At 63.3% G+C, this 17,334-nt stretch carries 19 protein-coding genes; 4 read left to right on the top strand and 15 right to left on the bottom strand.

The window, feature by feature from the left end; genetic code table 11:
• Positions 1-12 precede the first annotated feature (12 nt).
• Complete coding sequence (locus tag BLQ92_RS07590) at positions 13-660, bottom strand: glutathione S-transferase family protein (protein ID WP_090683111.1); 648 nt, start codon at positions 658-660, stop codon at positions 13-15.
• 121 nt (positions 661-781) lie between these two features.
• On the opposite strand from BLQ92_RS07590, the gene BLQ92_RS07595 reads away from it, so the two are divergent.
• Positions 782-1,693, top strand: a complete 912-nt coding sequence (locus BLQ92_RS07595) for a LysR family transcriptional regulator (protein WP_090683112.1) — start codon at positions 782-784, stop codon at positions 1,691-1,693.
• Positions 1,694-1,790: 97 nt separating this feature from the next.
• Here BLQ92_RS07595 and BLQ92_RS07600 read toward each other — a convergent pair whose 3' ends face one another.
• The 9 genes from BLQ92_RS07600 to BLQ92_RS07640 form a co-directional block, all read right to left on the bottom strand.
• On the bottom strand, positions 1,791-2,408 hold the full coding sequence (locus tag BLQ92_RS07600; protein WP_090683114.1) for a hypothetical protein: 618 nt from the start codon (positions 2,406-2,408) through the stop codon (positions 1,791-1,793).
• 60 nt (positions 2,409-2,468) lie between these two features.
• A complete protein-coding gene (locus tag BLQ92_RS07605; RefSeq protein ID WP_090683116.1) occupies positions 2,469-3,086 on the bottom strand; it encodes a hypothetical protein in 618 nt (205 codons plus the stop codon).
• 129 nt (positions 3,087-3,215) lie between these two features.
• Entirely contained in the window at positions 3,216-3,857 is a 642-nt protein-coding gene (locus BLQ92_RS07610) for a hypothetical protein (RefSeq protein ID WP_090683118.1), read from the bottom strand.
• On the bottom strand, positions 3,854-4,393 hold the full coding sequence (locus BLQ92_RS07615; protein WP_090683119.1) for a hypothetical protein: 540 nt from the start codon (positions 4,391-4,393) through the stop codon (positions 3,854-3,856). Before BLQ92_RS07615 ends, BLQ92_RS07610 begins: the two co-directional genes overlap by 4 nt.
• 77 nt (positions 4,394-4,470) lie before the next feature.
• Positions 4,471-5,574: an extracellular catalytic domain type 2 short-chain-length polyhydroxyalkanoate depolymerase gene (locus BLQ92_RS07620; protein WP_090683121.1), complete on the bottom strand. Its 1,104-nt coding sequence runs from the start codon at positions 5,572-5,574 to the stop codon at positions 4,471-4,473.
• A 199-nt stretch (positions 5,575-5,773) separates the two neighbouring features.
• Positions 5,774-6,292: a hypothetical protein gene (locus BLQ92_RS07625; protein WP_090683122.1), complete on the bottom strand. Its 519-nt coding sequence runs from the start codon at positions 6,290-6,292 to the stop codon at positions 5,774-5,776.
• Positions 6,293-6,362: 70 nt separating this feature from the next.
• A complete protein-coding gene (locus BLQ92_RS07630; RefSeq protein ID WP_090683124.1) occupies positions 6,363-6,809 on the bottom strand; it encodes a lysozyme in 447 nt (148 codons plus the stop codon).
• A complete protein-coding gene (locus tag BLQ92_RS07635) occupies positions 6,802-7,443 on the bottom strand; it encodes a DUF2589 domain-containing protein (protein ID WP_090683125.1) in 642 nt (213 codons plus the stop codon). The genes BLQ92_RS07630 and BLQ92_RS07635 overlap by 8 nt, the downstream gene beginning before the upstream one ends.
• Positions 7,444-7,473: 30 nt before the next feature.
• Complete coding sequence (locus BLQ92_RS07640; protein ID WP_090683127.1) at positions 7,474-8,145, bottom strand: DUF2589 domain-containing protein; 672 nt, start codon at positions 8,143-8,145, stop codon at positions 7,474-7,476.
• 270 nt (positions 8,146-8,415) lie between these two features.
• Here BLQ92_RS07640 and BLQ92_RS07645 point away from each other — a divergent pair, with 270 nt between their 5' ends.
• Entirely contained in the window at positions 8,416-9,099 is a 684-nt protein-coding gene (locus BLQ92_RS07645) for a helix-turn-helix transcriptional regulator (protein ID WP_090683129.1), read from the top strand.
• A gap of 81 nt (positions 9,100-9,180) precedes the next feature.
• Here the strand turns inward: BLQ92_RS07645 and BLQ92_RS07650 are convergent, their stop codons facing one another.
• Both BLQ92_RS07650 and BLQ92_RS07655 read right to left on the bottom strand, forming a co-directional pair.
• Positions 9,181-9,984, bottom strand: coding sequence for a bestrophin-like domain (locus tag BLQ92_RS07650; RefSeq protein WP_090683133.1), 804 nt, complete (start codon positions 9,982-9,984; stop codon positions 9,181-9,183).
• 4 nt (positions 9,985-9,988) lie between these two features.
• Positions 9,989-11,041 carry a hypothetical protein gene (locus BLQ92_RS07655; protein WP_244106417.1) on the bottom strand — a complete coding sequence of 351 codons (1,053 nt, stop codon included), beginning with the start codon at positions 11,039-11,041 and terminating at the stop codon, positions 9,989-9,991.
• Between the two features lie 803 nt (positions 11,042-11,844).
• Here BLQ92_RS07655 and BLQ92_RS07660 point away from each other — a divergent pair.
• Entirely contained in the window at positions 11,845-12,033 is a 189-nt protein-coding gene (locus tag BLQ92_RS07660) for a hypothetical protein (RefSeq protein WP_143016526.1), read from the top strand.
• Positions 12,034-12,119: 86 nt separating this feature from the next.
• Here the strand turns inward: BLQ92_RS07660 and BLQ92_RS07665 are convergent, their stop codons facing one another.
• From BLQ92_RS07665 to BLQ92_RS07675, 3 genes are all read right to left on the bottom strand, one after another.
• Complete coding sequence (locus BLQ92_RS07665; protein WP_090683137.1) at positions 12,120-13,151, bottom strand: hypothetical protein; 1,032 nt, start codon at positions 13,149-13,151, stop codon at positions 12,120-12,122.
• A complete protein-coding gene (locus tag BLQ92_RS07670; protein ID WP_090683139.1) occupies positions 13,148-14,149 on the bottom strand; it encodes a DUF2157 domain-containing protein in 1,002 nt (333 codons plus the stop codon). The genes BLQ92_RS07665 and BLQ92_RS07670 overlap by 4 nt, the downstream gene beginning before the upstream one ends.
• A 119-nt stretch (positions 14,150-14,268) precedes the next feature.
• The gene (locus tag BLQ92_RS07675) at positions 14,269-15,672 is read right to left on the bottom strand and encodes an aminotransferase-like domain-containing protein (protein WP_090683141.1); all 1,404 of its coding nucleotides are present in this window, start codon (positions 15,670-15,672) and stop codon (positions 14,269-14,271) included.
• Positions 15,673-16,035: 363 nt separating this feature from the next.
• Here BLQ92_RS07675 and BLQ92_RS07680 point away from each other — a divergent pair, with 363 nt between their 5' ends.
• Positions 16,036-17,271 (top strand): NAD(P)/FAD-dependent oxidoreductase, encoded by a 1,236-nt coding sequence (locus tag BLQ92_RS07680; RefSeq protein WP_090683143.1) that lies wholly within the window; start codon positions 16,036-16,038, stop codon positions 17,269-17,271.
• The last annotated feature ends 63 nt before the right edge of the window (positions 17,272-17,334 follow it).

A 17,334-nucleotide genomic window follows, 5' to 3' on the forward strand; every position in this document is an offset into this window, starting at 1 on the left:
CTCGGTACGAGGCTATTCAGCCTCAGCGAGCAAGCCAACCTTGCTGGCGGGCATCGGCAGAAAGCGCGGCAGCGCTTCGACGCGCTTGAGCCATGCGCGGATATGCGGATACGGTTCGAGCGAAATCCCGCCTTCGGGGGCGTGCGCGATGTACGAATGAGCGGCGATGTCGGCAATCGTCGGCGTTGCGCCGATTGCGAACGGCTTGTCGCTCAACTCGGCGTCGAGCACCGTGAAGAGGTTGACTGCAATCGTTTGGGCCGTCTCCAGGTTGTGCGGTGCGCCGAATGCAGTCACCAGACGCGCAGCGCATGGGCCGTAGGCGATCTTGCCCGCGGCGAGCGAGAGCCAGCGTTGCACGGCGGCGGCGCCGAGCGGGTCCTGGGGCAACCACGATGGATCCGCATATTTGCGCGCCAGGTAGACCAGAATCGCGTTCGAATCGCTCAGCACGATCTCGCCGTCTTCTATCACGGGCACTTCGCCGAACCGGTTGAGCGCGAGGTGGGCAGGCTTGCGGTTGTCGCCGGCCTTCATGTCCAGCTCGATGACCGTGAAGGGCAGGTCGAGCATGGTCAGGAACAGCTTGACGCGATGACCGTGGCCGGACAGCAGGGTGGTATGCAGCCGGATGGGTTGGGCAGGCCTGGCAGAGGACATCGAGCGCTCCTTGAAGCAAAGTGAAATGAGAATGGGCAAGTCAGGCCAGCATATTCTCTGCGGACTGACCTGAGAAGACGGATAATCATGGTTACTCTTTCCTCTCAAAGTGGACAATCGAATGGCTAGCGCGAGCGATGTGAATCTCAACCGGCTGGCGGTTTTCGTGGCGGTGATCGAGGCGGGTTCGCTGACGGCGGCGGCCGAACGGCTTGGCATTGCCAAGACCATGGTCAGTACGCATATGCAGCGGCTCGAGGCGGAGGTGGGCGCGAGCCTGCTGGTGCGCACCACAAGGCGGGTCAGCGTCACCGAGGCCGGCAGGGCATTCTACGAAGCTAGCCGGCAGATCATTAGCATTGCTGACGAGGCGCTGCAGGTGGTGGAAGAAGGCGGCGGCACCTTACGCGGCACGCTACGGGTGGCGACACCGATAGATTACGGCGCGATGGTGGTTGCGCCGGCGCTGGTGGCGCTGCGGCAGGCGCATCCGGAACTGTCTATCGAACTGGTGTCGAATGACCGGGTGGTGAATCTGCTGGCTGAGGGCGTGGATGTGGCGATCCGGGTAGGAAGGCTGGCCGATTCGAGCCATCGGGCCGTGAAAATCAGCAGTTATGTGCGCTGGGTGGTCGCAAGTCCTGCGTTTGTTGCTGCCTGGGGGAAACCGGCTACGCCTGCGGCGCTGACTGGGATGCCGTTTGTGGGGATGGCGGTGTTACCGAAGCCGTTGACGATGCCGCTTGAGAATTCGCGCGGCAGGAAACAGACGGTGCGGTTTGCGCCGGGGTTTCTTGCGGATACCGCGCCGGCTTGCCGGGCGGCGGTGCTGGCGGGCGGCGGGGTGGCGTGCCTGACGAATTTTTCGGTGGGCGAAGATGTCGCGGCGGGGCGCTTGATCCGCTTGCTGCCCGATTGGGCTTCGCCGCCGGCGGGGATTCATGCGCTGTTTCCATCGGCACGGTATCCGTCGGCGAAGGTCAGGGCGTTTGTGGATGCGTTGCGGGCGCATGTGGGGACGGAGGTGGCTTGAAAAGGGGGCTGCAGGGGCTGAGCCGTCAGTGCAACACCAACGGGCAACGCCGGCCCGCAAACCGCCGGGCCGTCCCTCCAATGGCGCTGAGCGGGGTTTATCCCATCACCACGTTCGCGAGCTTGAACTGATACGACACGGCGCTCGTGCCGGCACCGCCACCCGTCATGACGATGTCCGCGCGTGCGATGCCGAGCAGCGTCAGCTCCGTGTTGATATCGGAGAGCACCGCCGAGTTCATGACCGCACCTTGCTCGACCTGCGAGGCGGTGCCGATCCACAGCGTCGGCTTGAACTCGAAGACTGCTTTTTGTCCAGGCACGATGCCGGTCTTCTGGGCAAGCAGGCGGCTATCCTTGAACACCGACGCGGTGATCGCGCCCGTGCGCAAGTCGTTGCGCAACTGGATTTCGCGCGAACTCGGCGAGGCGCCGGCGAGCCCCAGCACATTGCCCGAGGCGACGCGCGAGACGCTGAACATCTCGCCGTTTTGTGCAGGTTTCTGCGGCATGTAGTTGCCGTCCGCGTCGCTGGCGGAGAGGGTGGTGCGCATCGGAAACACGAACGGATGGTTGTCGCCACGTCCGCAGTTGGTGATGACCTTCCACGCAACCGCCAGTTCGTCGAAGTCGGTGGAGACGTTCTTCTGGAAGATCACGATCTGGCTGTTGTTGACGTCGTTCGACAGATTGATGAAGTTGAGCTTGATGTCCATGACAAACCCTTTCTGATAGGTAGAGGGGCGGCGGCAGGTCTGCCGCCGCCAGCATGCGGCTTACGCCATCACGACGCGTTCGAGCCGGAACGTGAACGGCAGCGAGCGCGGGCCAGGTCCGCCGCCCGTCAGCACAATGTCGGCGCTGGCAATACCGAGCAGCGACAGCTCTGTGTTGATGTCGGAGATCACCGCCGAATTCAGCAACGCGCCCTGTTCGATTTGCGACGCGACGCCAATCCACAGCGTCGGCTTGAACTGGAACACGGCTTTCTGGCCTGGGGCGATCGAAGTCTTCGTCGCGAGCGGTGAGCCGTCCTTGTAGATGGTGGCGTTGGCCGCGCCGCTCGCCAGGTCGTTGCGCACCTGGACCTCGGAACTGTTGCCAGGCTCCGGGGCGAGCGTCAGCACGTCGCCCGAGGTCGAGCGCACGACCTGAAACACCTGGCCGTTGGCCGCGCTCTGCTGCGGCATGTAGTTGCCGTAGCTGTCGCTCGCGCTGACGGTCATCGTCATCGGGAACTTGAACGGATGGTTGTCGCCCTGGCCGCAGTTGCGAATCACTTTCCACGCGATCGCCAGTTCGTCGAAGTCGGTTGCGACGTTTTTCTGGAAGATCACGATGCTGGAGTTGTTCGCATCGTTGGAACGGTTGATGAAATTCAGCTGGATGTCCACTTGCTTGCTCCTTGAGTTGAGAAAACGGCAATCGGTTTGCCGCGTACCTTGCCACCGGCCTGTCCTCGCGGACAGGTCGTCGAACGAAACCGGAAGGGGAATCCCGCGTTGCGCGGGCGGTGCCGTGCGCTAGAGATGAACCACGTTCTCGAGCGCGAAACCGAACGGCTGCGCCTGCGCGCCGCTGCCGCCGCCTGTCATGACGATGTCCGCCGCGACGATGCCGGCAAGCTGCAGCAAGGTGCTGTCGCTCGACATCACCGCCGAACTCAGCGCGCGGCTCTCGTGTACCTGCGAGGCGACGGCGATCCAGAGCGCCGGAGTGAAGCGGAATTCCGCTTTCTGCCCGGGCGCGACGGCCTGTTTTGCGGCGATCAACTTGCCCGAGCTGAAGGCGTTGACGTTGACGGCGCCGCGCGGCAGCCGGTTGACGACCTGGATATCCGCGCCGCTACCTGCGCCATCTGCGCCGCTGGTCCCTGCGGCGTCGGGCGCGAGCCGGCCGCGCCCGCTCGGATGAGCGTTGATGACAAAGCGCTCGCCGGGGTGCGCCGCGACTCTCGGCGAAAAGTTGCCGTGGTCGTCGCCTAGCGCGATCTCGAGTGCCGTCGAAAATACGAACGGGTGAAGGCAGTCGCGCCCGCAGTAGCGGATGACCTTCCATGCGATCGCGAGCTCGTCGAGATCGGGCACGACGTTGCGCTGGAACAGCACCACCTCGCTGTTGCCGCAATCGTTCGAGCGGTTGATGAAGTTCAACTGGATGTTCACGACGCGCGCTCCATATCGTCAGTCAGATTGGTGTCGGCCCATTGCGCGAGGGCTGGAGCCACACCGCCCGCGAGCGATGCGACGTGCAGCGCATGCGCGCGGCTTTGCGCCTGCACGTCGCCGGAGAACTTGCCGAACGCCATCGCAAGGTCCGCTACGCCGCGGGTGTGGGACAGGTCGTCGAGGTACTGCGCGGCGGCGTCGGCGAGTGCGCCGGCGTGCTGCATGTGCCCCTGGGCGAGACGGGTGGCGAGATCGGCATTTAGCGTGGCGAGTTGCTTGACCGCCGCTGCCGTGTCCTTCAACGCCAGCCGGTCGCGCTGTTCGCGCCAGCTTTCGTCGAGTGCGGACTGGCAGACGGTTGTGTAGCGCTGGCCGGCCTGCAGCGCGGTGCGCGCGAACGCTCGCCATGCGCCGACGTCGGTGACGGCGCCGGGCAGTCCTGCCGGATTGGCCGACTGCGTGACGACTTTGCCGAGAAGCTCGAAGGCAGCGAGATTGGCGGTTTCCCATTGCGCGATTAGCGAGGAAAGCATGGTGGATCCTTGTGGTGGGTTGCGGGTTCGAGATGAAACCGTGCCGTGGCGATGGACGGTGGCTTTCGCGGTGGCGCTTACGGCCGCGCTTCGCCGAGCCGCTGGATCATCTTCATCACCGCCGCCATTTGCGGCGCTTCGCGGGTGTAGAAATCGGGATGCTCCGGATCGGCGCTCGTGTATCCCCAGAAGTCCCAGCAGCCGAGCGGGTTGACGGCTGACTTGTTGCCGACCTGCGGATAGATCACGATCAGGCGGTTGGTATCGGCGATCTCGTTGTAGCCGGCGCCGCGCACGAAGCGCTCGCCGATCGCGTCCACGTTCTGCGCGCAGCCGTGGAACACCACGTGCACCGCGCACGCTTCGTGTTCGCACTCGGCCGGCACGTAGACATAGCCGGTGTCGGCGAGCAAGGCGCGCCCGGTGGGATCGAACGGGCGCTGATCGAAGGCGAGCAGCTTGCCGCTTGCCTGGGTGGCAGGTGGATTGAGCGGCGTGGCGGGTTTCGCGTAGATCCAGCGCACGATTTCATGCGACTGTTCGAGGCCGCAGTTATTGATGAACGGGCTCTTGTTCGCGCCGCATGCCGAGTCTTCAGGACGATTGGTGATCAACGCATGGCCGGCATCGGCATTGCGCTGATACTCGATGTTGGCGCGCGGCACCTGGGCAAGCTCGTAGAATTGCTCGGCCTGATCGACCACGCGCGTCGAGACGATTGTGTCTTTCGCACCACTGAACAGATAGATGCGTTGATCGCGCAGGCCGGTAGTGCTGTCGATCAGGCCGGCTTGCGCATAACGGCGTGCATCGCGCCATGCGCCGGCCGCGGCCGGTGCGTCGCCGAGCGGCTGCATGCACAAGGTCACCGCGGCGACCGCAGGGGTGACGAATTCCGACTCGCCCGCGCAATGGAATGCGCCGCCTGCGACGATGCCGGCGCCGATCAGTTGCGTCGAATAGGCGACATCGAACTGCGCGGCCATGAACGCACCCGACGACAATCCCGATACCGACGTGCGCTGCAGATCGGCGCCAAAGGCGGGCAGCGGTGGGCTGCCGGCGGCATGGACGGAACCGACTGCCGCGAGTGCGAATGCGAGTCCTGCAACGCGTGCGCGCAAGCGCGGCCGTGCCTGGATTGGTGTGTTCAATCCTTTGAACTGCTGGGCTGCGTTCATGCCTTTGCTCCTGTCGTCGTGTTAGGCGTCGGCGTGTTGTGCCGGGTGGTTCGTGCCGTGTTATGCCGCACTTGCAGCGTACGTTTGCAACGGGACCTGTTGAATAGGGCGGAAGGCCGGGTCGAAGGCATGGGACTGATGGCCTGGGCGAGACGGCCCGGCGCGGGCCTGGGTGCGATGGATCGGGGCTCTGCACCCACTAGTGCGTGTCGCCGCTCGTGCAATACGTCACGGGAATCGACACGCGGTGGTCGTTGGTCGTGACCTCGATCGGCTGGTTGCCGGCGGTGTAGCGCAAGCGCAGCACGCCGCGTGGTCCATAGCCGCTATCGATGTCGGCGGCGAAATCCTTGCCGTCGCTGATGTGCGCAAGGCTCAGGCCGCTTAGCATCGCTGGCCGGCGTTGCGGGTCGTCCCAGTTAGCGCTGTCCGCAGACCTGTAGAAGCCGGGCAACGTGCCGTTTGCATAGAGGCTTACTAGCGTTTGTGCGAGCCGCGCCGTGCAGCGTTCGCACAATGCCGGCAGGTGTGCGGTTTGCAGTGCGCTGTTGATGCTGGCGACTTCGGCGCTGCAGTTTGGTGGCGCGATCTGGGGAGCGGGTGTGGCAAGCGCCGCTGTCATCGCGACACTTGCGACGGCTGCGAGGAAGGCGGCAATAGCCGGTTGATTGGGTGTGCGCAGCCAACGGCTGCGGCGGCCGTAGCGGGACGGAATCATGAAGGTGGCTCCTTACGGAATGGTGATTGCAAAAGGACTGCTAAGAGTCTGAAAGAAGACTAAGAGCGAACTACGAGAGAAACAGCTTGCGTTCGGCCTCCCGGCGGCACGTGAGGCCCACGAGTGGCTTGCCACCGGCCTTGTTCCAGACCAGAAACTGGTCGGCGGCGCGCGCGGTCGCGCCGGCGTTCAGGTAACGCAGCAAGGTCGACGAGCGCAGGCGTCCCGCGCCGAGGTTGAAGACAAAGGCCATCAGCGCGTCGAATTGCTGCTGTGTGACCGGCACGCGTATCAGCTTGCGCAGCGCGAGTTCGGCGCTGCGCAGGTCTTTCTTGAGCAGCGCTTCGGCCTGGCTCGCGGTAATCGGACCGGCAAAGCGTTCGTTTGGCAGGATCAAATGGCCGTAGCCGATGGTCGGCTTGCCGACCGCATCGAGGTAGCGGGTCAGACGCAGGCCCTCGAAGTGCTTGATCAGATCGATGCCTTGCGCACCGGTACGTTCGGGTTGGTCAGGCATGGGAGTCCTCCTCGTCGCCGTGCCGTGCGCGCGGCAGCAAACGGTGCGTGTATTCGTCGATCACGCGCATGATCGCTTCGGGCGGATCGAGCGCCGCGAAATGCATTTCGATGTCGATGTGCTGGCTGTCACGCAGTGGCGCGTTGCCGCTGGTGTTGTTCTTCGCAGACGGTGGTGCAAGCGTCACGAAGAAGCGGCCGCGCTGGTCGTCGCCCGCGAAGCCGCCTGCGGACAGTGCTTCGGCGAAGTCGGCCCGCACCGTCAGATGCACGACCATCCGCTCAAGTGCGAGCCCGCGCGGCGTGGCGAGCGCGACGAGCGGCAGCGGCATGGTGTGCTGCGCGTCGAGCGCAACTTCGACCTCGCGCGGCGACAGCAGGCCGTCTTCGTTCTGGTCGAAGAACTGGTCGAGCACCGTGGTGTACTGCTGCGCGAGCAACTGGTTGGCCGAGGCCGCCGCGTGCTGCATGCCGCGGGTTATCTCGTCGAGCGCAAGGCCGCGCGGAGGCGGGCGGTCCGCGCCGGAGGGTGGTGGAGCCGAGGGCGGCGAAGCGGGAGGTGGCGAACCAGCAGGCGGCGCGCCGTCCGCCGTGGTATCGCGCGAGGCGCGGCGCCGCTTGAAGAAGCTGAACATAGTGGGCTCCGTTGCCGCTCGCCGGCGCACTTAGTGGGACGGGCCCGGTTGCCCGCCACTTGCCTGCGCCGGGCCGTCTGCCGCCTGGCCGACCAGCTTGCCGTCAGTCGGCGTGGCGGGCAGCGGCTTCACGTCTTTCGACTTGTCCTCGGTGACGACCGGCTTGGTCGCGGCCTCGGTCAGAAAATCGATGACCCGCATCAATGCTTCCGGCGGCGACTGCCGCTTGACCTGGGTGTGAATCGAGTACTTGGCGCGTGTGTCCGTGCTGCGCGTCTGCTCCGACTTGTGCGACACACGTCCCGAGATGCTGACGCTGACCGGCCCCCAGCCGAGCTTGGCCTGCACCTCGCCGCCGGCTTCGGTCGACGAGGCGTCTTTCTCCGACTGCGTGATCTCCATCTCGAAGTCGATCGTGCCTTCTTCGATGGCGATGATCGGATGCACGATCGCGGCCAGCAGCGGAATGCGCATGGTCTTCTGGATCACGCCTTTAGACACGCCGCTTTCGTCGACCAGGGTCTCGTCGTAGTCGAATTGCACCGCTACCGCCTTGCCGTTCTGAATGCAAACCTGCATCAAAAAGTCGGCGTAACTTTTTGCCGCCTGGGTTTGCGCGCTAATCATTGCTTTCAACGGCCCTGCAATCATTTGATCCATCGGCAAAGCGTTAATGACCGAACCGATAAAATTGGCATCCATAAAAATTCCCCTCATGTGGCGACAACGGGGATTCGCTGTCTTTATTCAAGTTACATAAACAATGATCGGTGGGGGAGAGGCCGTCAGTCATGCTCGACAGCCCATGAAATTGACACGGAAATTATTCATGAAAGAGGTACATATCCGAATTAGAACGTTTGTCACGGATCGACGGACCTAGTGCGCCCTTTTTAAAACCGGGGTAAAAGCGAGCCGAAGGGACGCGAATAATCCCAATCCGAGCGTTCCGTTACCGAGGAAACATCGCAAATGAACGTCCTGATGATCGATAGTCCGCCGCTTTTCGTAGCCGGGGTCGCCGATGTGCTATGGAAACGTGACAACAATTGGCATGTCTGGGCCGCCCAGCATCCCGAGGATATCTACCGGCTGCGCGACAGCCTGCCTCCGGGCACCCTTGCGGCGGTGACGATCGAGTGGGATGACCATGCGGCCCAGGTGGGTTGGCCGAAGGTGCTGCGCGACGCGCTCGGCGCCGTGCCGTGGCTGTTCGTGGTCCGTACGCTATGCCGTCAGGCCATTGCGGACGCGCTGCTGACGGGGGCGGCAGGCATCGTCGAGCGGCACGCGAGCGCCGACGAATTCGCCGATGCGCTTGGCCGCGTCGCGGCGGGGGCGATCTACGTGCCGGCCAGCTACGGCATCGGCGCGCAGGCGGAGCGTCCGCACGGGCAAGCCGGTGACGAGCGTTCGTTTGAGCGCCTCACGCCGCGGCAGCGCGAAGTCTTACGGCTGCTTGCCGAAGGCAAGTCGAACAAGCAGATCTGCCGGGTGCTGAACGTTGCGGAGGGGACGATCAAGAATCATCTGTATGCGCTGTTTCGCCAGATCGGCGTCAGCAACCGCACCGAAGCCGCGCTGTGGCTGGCCCGGCATGTGGCGGCGGATGCCTCGCGTGCGCAGAGCGCATCGTTCGTCGACGTACACGGGTGAGAGCGGGCAGCGTGGCGGCTGCCCGACGACGCGAGCGGCCGATTGCCGCCGGCTCACGTGCTCCAGCAGCCGCAGTCCCGCTTACGTGGGTGGGTTGGCGCGCCTGGGATCCTCGACGATGAGCGTGGCGAGCGCCCGTTGCATCGGCTCGGAGCCCACGCTGACTTCGCCGGCAAAGGGCCGGTCGACGGCCAGCACGAAGAAAAACGCGAGCCCGAGCGTGGTGGCCCAGATCGACACCAGCACGACGTTAAACCGCGTACCAGGTAGCGCGTATAGCAGCACCAGCGACATGCCGCTCGCGATCAGCATCACGCCCCACAAGGTAACCGGCATCGCCGAATCGAGGTCCTGCAGACGCCTCTGGCGGTACTTCACCATCTCGTTCACACGGGTCAGCACCTCGGCGAGCAGCACATGCTCGCGGTCGTCGGAAGGCTCGATCTGGTTCACTGCCGCGAACATGGTGTCGAACGCGGCTTCGGTGCCGGTGTCCGATCTGGCGTGCTGCTGCATCAGCGGCCATTCGTCGTGCACGACGCGCTGCAGGTAGATTCCCAGGTCGTGGCGCGCCGTGAGGGCACGCGGCGTGCGGAACGACGCCAGATCGTGGGAGAGTTCAGTGGCGCAGGCAGCCTCGGCCGCGACGTTGTCGGAGGCGGCTTCGTACGAAGCCCAGACCGAGATCGCAGAAAACGCGACGAGCAGCGAGTTGATCGTCGTCACCGCCGACATCATGGCGATCGTCATGCCGCGTTGTTCGGCGTCGAGCCGCACTGGAAAGAAGCAGCGGAACAACGCATAGCCAGCAAGGGCGATGGCGAGCGTCGCGGCGACGATCAGCGCGCCCATCTCGGCAGAGGGCAGGTTGTAGAGAAATAGCATGGCGTTACTCCTCGGTGCTTTGAAAGTTCTGTAATGCGGCGGGCGGCGCGGCGGCGCTATCGGCGGCGAGCATCGAACGGGTGAAGTCGGCCAGACGCCGCCGGAGCGCTTCGCCCGATGCGGACGTATCGAGCGATTGCTGCAGATCGAGCAAGCTCGCGGCCAGTTCGCTCTGCCATTGGGTGCGTTCGTGCGCGGCGCGCGAGCGCTGCGTTTGCAGGGCGGCATCGGCGTCGCCCGCGCGGTCGCCGCGCACCAGCGTTTCCAGCGTGTCGACGAGCCGTTGCAGCAGGCGATGCACGGCGGTGGCTGAGAAGCCACCTAGCATAGCGAGTGCCGGTTTGCCGAAGCTGTGCATGCTGCCTTGATCGAACAGGCGTGCGGGCAGCATCTCCACGAGGATGAGTCCGGCGATCAGGCCGAGAATCAGCCGTGCGCCGTACGAGGCGTCGTATTTCGGGTCGTAGGTCGACGCGGCGATATAGCGGTGCGCCTGAAACAATGTCGCGAACGACGCACCGAGGCCGGCGCAGAACAGCAGAAACAACACGTTCCACAAGAGCCGCGTGCCGTTCGACTGGAGAAAGCCACGATCGATGTTTTCGCTCGACACGTCAGGTGACAGTCCAATGACAATCACCGCAATCAGAAAGCCGAGCGCAGCGACAGTGAGCAGCCTGATCAGCGGGACGGGTCCGAGCCATGCGAGGGCGCGGTGGTCGTGATGCTGCGCGTCGAGCAAGGTGACCGCTTGCGGCGTGGCCGGAGCGATGGCCGTCGCCAGCTTGCGATGCATGGCGGCGAGCGCATAAGCGTTATCGCGCGTCGATTGCTGCGCCGCAACCGGAATGCCCGGAGCCGTCTTGCTGAGCAGTGCGCTTAGCTGCGCGATCAGTTCCGGTGCGACCGGCAGCCCGTGATGCAGGGCGTAGCGCGCCATCGCTTCGCACTCGTCGCGCAACTGTGCGGCGAGCGTGCTTGCATCCGGGCTGGTTATCGGAGTGGGCTGCGCGGGACCACGCAGCCGCAATAGATCGGTGAAACGGTGCGTGCTCATGGTACTGGCCGAAGACGGTGGGTGTTGCCGTTGCAAATCGAAGCAATGCCGCTGCTGCGAATCAGCTTCGTCATGGTGTGCTCCAGTGGAATGCGTGCGGGACAAGAAGGCGCTTTTGCGCGCTTCGGACCGTGGGTCAGGCGGTGCGAAGCGGCGCTATGACTTTGCCTCGTCGGCGTTGCGCTCACAATCCGGCAGAAGTCATGGATTGCGATAGGAAGGAGTACCCATGAAGGGTGTTTCGAGCGGACGAGCGCGATGAGTCCGTGCCCTGGATGGGCTAAACGCGGATAGGGGACCTACAGTATGGAGTTATGAATTTTAATTGACTTATGAGCGGCGAATTGCCGTGCGCACCTTGCAATTTTTCTTATATTTCGTAAGGTTCAGGCGATTCGCCGACTTCGCTGGATTTGCAATAACGGTTGGCAGCGGATTAGGTGCGAAGCGACTCTACACTAGATAACTTTTGTCGACTTGATAAATCTTGCGATTTGCAACGATATGAATGCGGCTTTTTGAGGCGTGATAGCCGGTTTTGTGTCTCCGATTTTTACCGGCCTTCGAGAAAGTCGAGTGGATGCCTTACCAGAAGCTGCGAAGTCTTCGCGCCATAGGGCGGAAAACTTGAATTGCCGAAATCATATTGCCGGCCGCCTTCGTCCGATCGCGCATGGTCTTGCATGAAGCGACTGCTTCATATAACGTTCGCTTCATTCGGTGTACAGGTGGGAGGAGCAGCAAGGCCTACGCCTGTTATGCCAAACGACTATCCCGCAGCGTTTGCGAGGTACGAGGCGAGCATGCGCGAGTTTGTCAGCGAGGCGCAAAAGATGGCTCAAAGCGTGAGCTGGTTCATTCCCCGCACGAGGTCCAAGCTTTGGTTGAGCAAGCGATTGTGGTCGTGGTTGCCGCAGTTGACGCTAAAAGAGCTGATGATCGAGCACCCCGCGAGGATCGCAAGCATGGTCGAACTCAAGCAATATGCATGACTTTTCATGAAGCATGTTCGAGCGAGGGATTAGATGGCCGGTGCGCTAGATCAACAAGCCACCGGCGACTTCGACACGCTCTGCATTCACTGCGGAGCGATGTCGTCGGAACGGCTCCGGCGGCGCCGGGACTCCAGCCAGACGACCAGGACCAACGCGCTACCGCCAGCCAAGGTATTGCCAAGCAGAAAACCCAGCGCCGGTTGGATCTGCGTGAAGTACAGCGTATAGACCTGTATGACGATAAAAGTGACTGCATAGCCGCGTAGCATCGCGAAGCGCAACCGCACGCCGGTAGCCAGCAGGGCAAGATTCCCAAGCAGCCATAACGCGTTAAACAGCAGCAGTTCCATGCCCCCGGCTTCATGCCACGGTCCATCCATAGCACCGAAGTTGCCGAAGATGGATAGCAACCAAAGCGCCATCTCCGCGAAGAAAATCCCGCAGGCTATCCATACTTTGGCGAACCCGCTCCAGACGGCAAGCCATCGTTGTTCGGCGCGGAAATGCAGAACGCCTGCGCCAACGATCGCAACTGCCGCGCCGAGAAATCGCAGCGGATAGTTCATCCCGAACCAGTAGGCCTCCCACCCCGCGTCATAGCCGGTGCAGCCGCCGAACCAGGTAAAGAACACGACGGTGCTAAGCACCATCAGCAGGATATTGTTGAGGGCATAGCTAAGCACTAGCAGCAGGACCAGATCGATCAGCAGCAGGGCCGGCCAGTTCCCCGATCCCGTTGAGAAGATGATGCCGAGCACGAAGCTCAGGCCGATCAGGTCGATGCCGCCAAGCAGTTCGAGTACCCGGGGCGGCCAGCGATAGCCGCGCTTTTTCAAGGTATCGCCGCCCGCAAACAGCAGTGCCAACGCGACCGTGAGAGCAACAGCCAGATGCACTAGCGTGAAATGCATCACGTCGTGGAGCAACTGGTACAGACCGGCGGCCACGCTAATGCCCCCAAAGATCGAGAACCAGCGGCCGAGTGAATGCCAATCCCAGTTCTTCAACACATAACGTTCGGCCAGATGGGTATGCTGCTGTGGCGTGACAGCCCCCTCGCGGAGCCACTCATCGAGTTCGGCGCGGACCAGCCGATTGCGCGACAGCGGGCTCATGGCGTCACCGCCTGGGCCGTCGAATGCTCCCGTCTTCCCCACCACTCGAACGCCAGGCCGAGCAATAGTCCCAGCAGGCCGCCGAGGAACAGGAACAGTCCTGAGCCGAGTTTGTCCCAGGCGGTTTCAAAGAAGCAGGTGTACAGGCAGATACTGAGGAATACGATGCCGAAGCCGCTGAAGCGGCCATCCTTGAGCCGTGCACCCAGCACGATCTCCGTGACGCAGGCGATGGCAAAGAGCACGGTCCACAGGATTCGATAATCGCTGAACCGCGCGAGGCTCAGGAACCACAAGGAAGTGTTGCCGTATAGCAATCCGAGGATCAGATAGAGCCGGCCGAACCCGGCGTAGCGCGCGAGCCGTCCGTCTTCCGCGCGCAGATGCCAGACGCCGAAGGCTGCGACGACGAACGCGACGACTGCCATCAAGGGCGGATCGGCAATATCGGCGACGTATTCGCCGGAACCCGCGTATGCCGAGCCGCTACCCAAACCGTGGAAGATTGCCAGCAAGCCCAGCAGCAACGGCCAGCGTAGCGCGTAGCGATAGGCAATCCCCAGGCTGGCCAGGGCCGTAAACAGCAGGCCTGACTGGATCAGCATACGCTCGTCGAATGTGTCGCCTGCTGCGAACAGAACCACGGCGCCGAACACGTCTACCAGACCGAGCGTCGTTAAAGCGGCGCCGGTAACCGGGTAGGGGCTGCTGGGGTCTCTTGTCATGCGTACCCCCAGATAGAGCAAGGCGATTGCGGCGGCCGCAACGAGGAATGCCGACACGAACTTGCTATGCATCGATAGCCCTATCATCGAGAACAGGGCGCCCGCCAGCAGTAGCACGCTGCCCAGGCCCAGCCACCTTAGAAAGACCGCGAGCAACGAGCCTTGCTGTTGGTAGCGTTGCGCGAGACGTTCGGCGGTTGCTGCGTCGATGCGCTGCTCCTGGCGCCACAGGGCGATCTCGTTCAGCAGGATTTCTGCGTTGGCTTTCTTCATGGTGCGGTCCTTTCGCGACGCGTGGGTGCCCATTCAATCCGAGCCCCGACATCATAACGTGCAACTATTGCAGCGTTGCCTTGATCAGATCGCACGTCGCATCGCACCGCATCATCTCATCAGATCGTCCCGAACAGCGCCCTGGGGCGATCTTTAAGGGTTGAGGTCAACAGCCTTAACGCGCTCACCAGTTGATCGCGGCTCGTGGCGCAGGCGAGGTTGATGCGCACGCCGTGCTCGATCTCCGAGCGATCTACGGCAAATGCCGACGACGGCATCACCACCACACCGCGTGCTTTCGCATTGGCCGCAAAATCGTCGGCACGCCATGGTGGCGGCAACTTGAGCCACACGAACATGCACGCTGGATCGGTCTGCAGCAACGCTTGTGGCAGCAGCTCGCGCGCCAGATCCTGACGTGCGCGAATTTCGGCGAGCTGCGCGTCCATGATGTGGCGTGCGGTGCCGTCCTCGATCCAGACCGAGGCGATCAGCATCGACAGCGGCGCCGGCATCCATGCCGTGGTGCGCACCGCCTCCGCACACAATGCGGAGCTATCCGGCGGGCTGAGCAGATAGCCCAGCCGCAACCCAGGCGCGAGGATTTTCGAGGTCGCCGCAATGTGAAACGTCAGTTCCGGACAGAGGCTGGCGATGGTCGGCAGGCGCTGCGACACCAGTGGCCCATACACATCGTCTTCGATGATCGCCACGCCATGACGGCGCGCAACGTCGACGAGCGCCATGCGACGCTCGAGACTCATCGTAATGACGGTGGGGTTCTGCAGGTTCGGCACCGTGAAGATGGCCTTTACCGGCATACGCTGACACGCGCGCTCGATTTCGTCGGTCAGCAGGCCGTCGCGATCGCTAGGAATGCCGACGATCTCAAACTGGAATACCGGCGCGAGCGCCTTCAGGCCGTAGTAGGTGAGTCGATCGGCAAGGATGACGCCGTCCGTGCCGATCAGGCTGTTCAGCACCGCGTATAGCCCGTGCTGCGCGCCGCTTGTCACCACTACGTGATCGGACGGGGGCTCGAAGCCTGGCGCTGCCATCCAGCGGGCCCCGGCGGCGCGTGCCCATAACGGCCCTTGCGGCGGCTGGTATTCCTGCAGTTGCGGATAGCGGGGGTCGCGCGGCAATTCCGCGAGCGTGCGCGCAAGACAATTCAGAAATTCGCCGGTGGCCGGTCGATTGACGGTCAGGTCGATCGCCGCATTGCTCGCGCCTTGCGCGGGCTCGACGCTTGGCATCGCGCCGCCCGTGACCAGCGAGCCGCGCCGCTTGCTGCCGATCACCAGCCCGCGCAACTGCAATTCCTTGTAGGCCCGCGAGACCGTCGAGACGTTGATCCCCAACTCGGTGGCGAGCTGCCGCTGGGGCGGCAGGCGGCTGCCGGGCGGGTACACGCCGCTGCGGATCTCATTCTCGATCGAACTGGACACTTCGACATAGGTAGCGCGCTTTGGCTCGCCCGACGTGCCGTTGGCGGCGCGCGCCGTATTTTTGCCAGAAGCCATAAGAATGGATGTCTCCATACAAAACCAGCTTTGTCCGCGATTGTGCGGAGTTTGGCCGATTCTATACCACAAATGGCGGGCTGAAACCCCTCTGGGCAAGGGGCGGCCGGCGCAGGCCCGGCACAGCAAGGACCGCACCAGAGGCCATCCAGGGAAAATGCCAGGACCATACAATGTGTTTTTTATTTGCACACAAAAAATTGTTGTGTGATTCTAGTTGCCATGGTTTGTCTGGTGGGCACTTGCTTCGACACCGCTGGACAAAGTCGAGAAACCGGTCAGCAGGAGTGTTCCGATGAGCGTTGCGCAGGTCCCTGAATACGCTTCGCCAGGCGGCGAGCGCACCCTGGCAGGGCACGCTTGATGGCCGATATTGCCATCGTGGGCGCGGGATTCATCGGCCTCGCGAGCGCCGCGGCGCTGATGCGCGAGGGCCATCGCGTCACGCTGTTCGATCCGTCCGGCGTCGGGCAAGGGGCATCGTTCGGCAATGCGGGGACGTTCGCGCACTACGCGTGCATTCCGGTGAACAACCCGTCGGTATTCCGCGATCTGCCGCGCTTTCTGTTGTCGAACCAAAGTCCGTTCCGCTTGCGTTGGGGGTATCTGCCGCACCTTGCACCATGGCTTGCCCGGTTCATGATGAGTTCGTTGCCGCGCCGCAGTGCGGCGAGCTCCGCAGCACTGGCCGCGTTGCTCGGCCATGCGCAGGAGGGTTACGCGCCGCTGCTTGAAGCTGCGGAGCTGGCGCGCTTCGTCCGGGCGCGCGAGTGCCTTTATCTTTATTCCAGCGCGGCTTCGTTCGACGCGGCGCGTGCCGCCCTCGATCTGCGTCGTCAGTTCGGCGTCGCCTTCGAGGTGTTGTCGGGCGCTGACGTTCGCGCGCTCGAACCGCAGTTGGCGCCGATTTTCGAGCGTGGTGTGCTGTTCAGCGACAGTTGGCATTTCTCCAGCCCGCAGGGCTTTTTGCGAACGCTCTATGAGCGTCTCGCGGGGGAAGGGTTGACGCTGGAGCGTTCAAACGTCAGCGCAGTACAACCGGCGGCGGCGGACGGAGCGGAGTTGACCGTTGACGGTGTCGCCAGACGCTTTAGCCACGTGGTGATCGCCAGCGGCGCACGCTCCGCGCAGTTCGCGAGGCAATGTGGCGATAGCGTGCCACTGGATACCGAGCGCGGTTATCACGTGCGCTATCCGGGCATGCAGCAACTGATTTCGCGGCCCGTCGGCTGGGCCGAGCGAGGTTTTTACATGACGCCGATGAACGATGGCCTTCGCGTCGCGGGCACGGTCGAACTGGGCGGCTTCACGGAAACGCGCAATCGCTCGCTGCTCGACCTGCTGACGTTCTCGTCGAAGCGCGCGTTGCCGGCGCTCGACAATCCCGACAGCAGTTGGCTTGGCTTTCGTCCGACGCTGCCGGACGGCGTGCCGGTACTCGGCCGCTCGAGCGCGAGCGAACGCGTGATCTATGCATTCGGTCACCAGCATCTTGGACTCACGCTGGCGGGCATCAGCGGCCGGATCGTTGCGGACCTGGTCGCGGGGCGCGCAGCGCCGCTCGATCTCGCGCCGTATGCTGCCACGCGGTTCCAGTAGCCGGCTGGAGCCGTGCGGCACCAGGCTGAGGTTTTACGGCAGGAATTCACAGGACGGTCTCGA

The sequence above is a fragment of the Paraburkholderia phenazinium genome, from assembly GCF_900100735.1.
Classification (GTDB): domain Bacteria; phylum Pseudomonadota; class Gammaproteobacteria; order Burkholderiales; family Burkholderiaceae; genus Paraburkholderia; species Paraburkholderia phenazinia.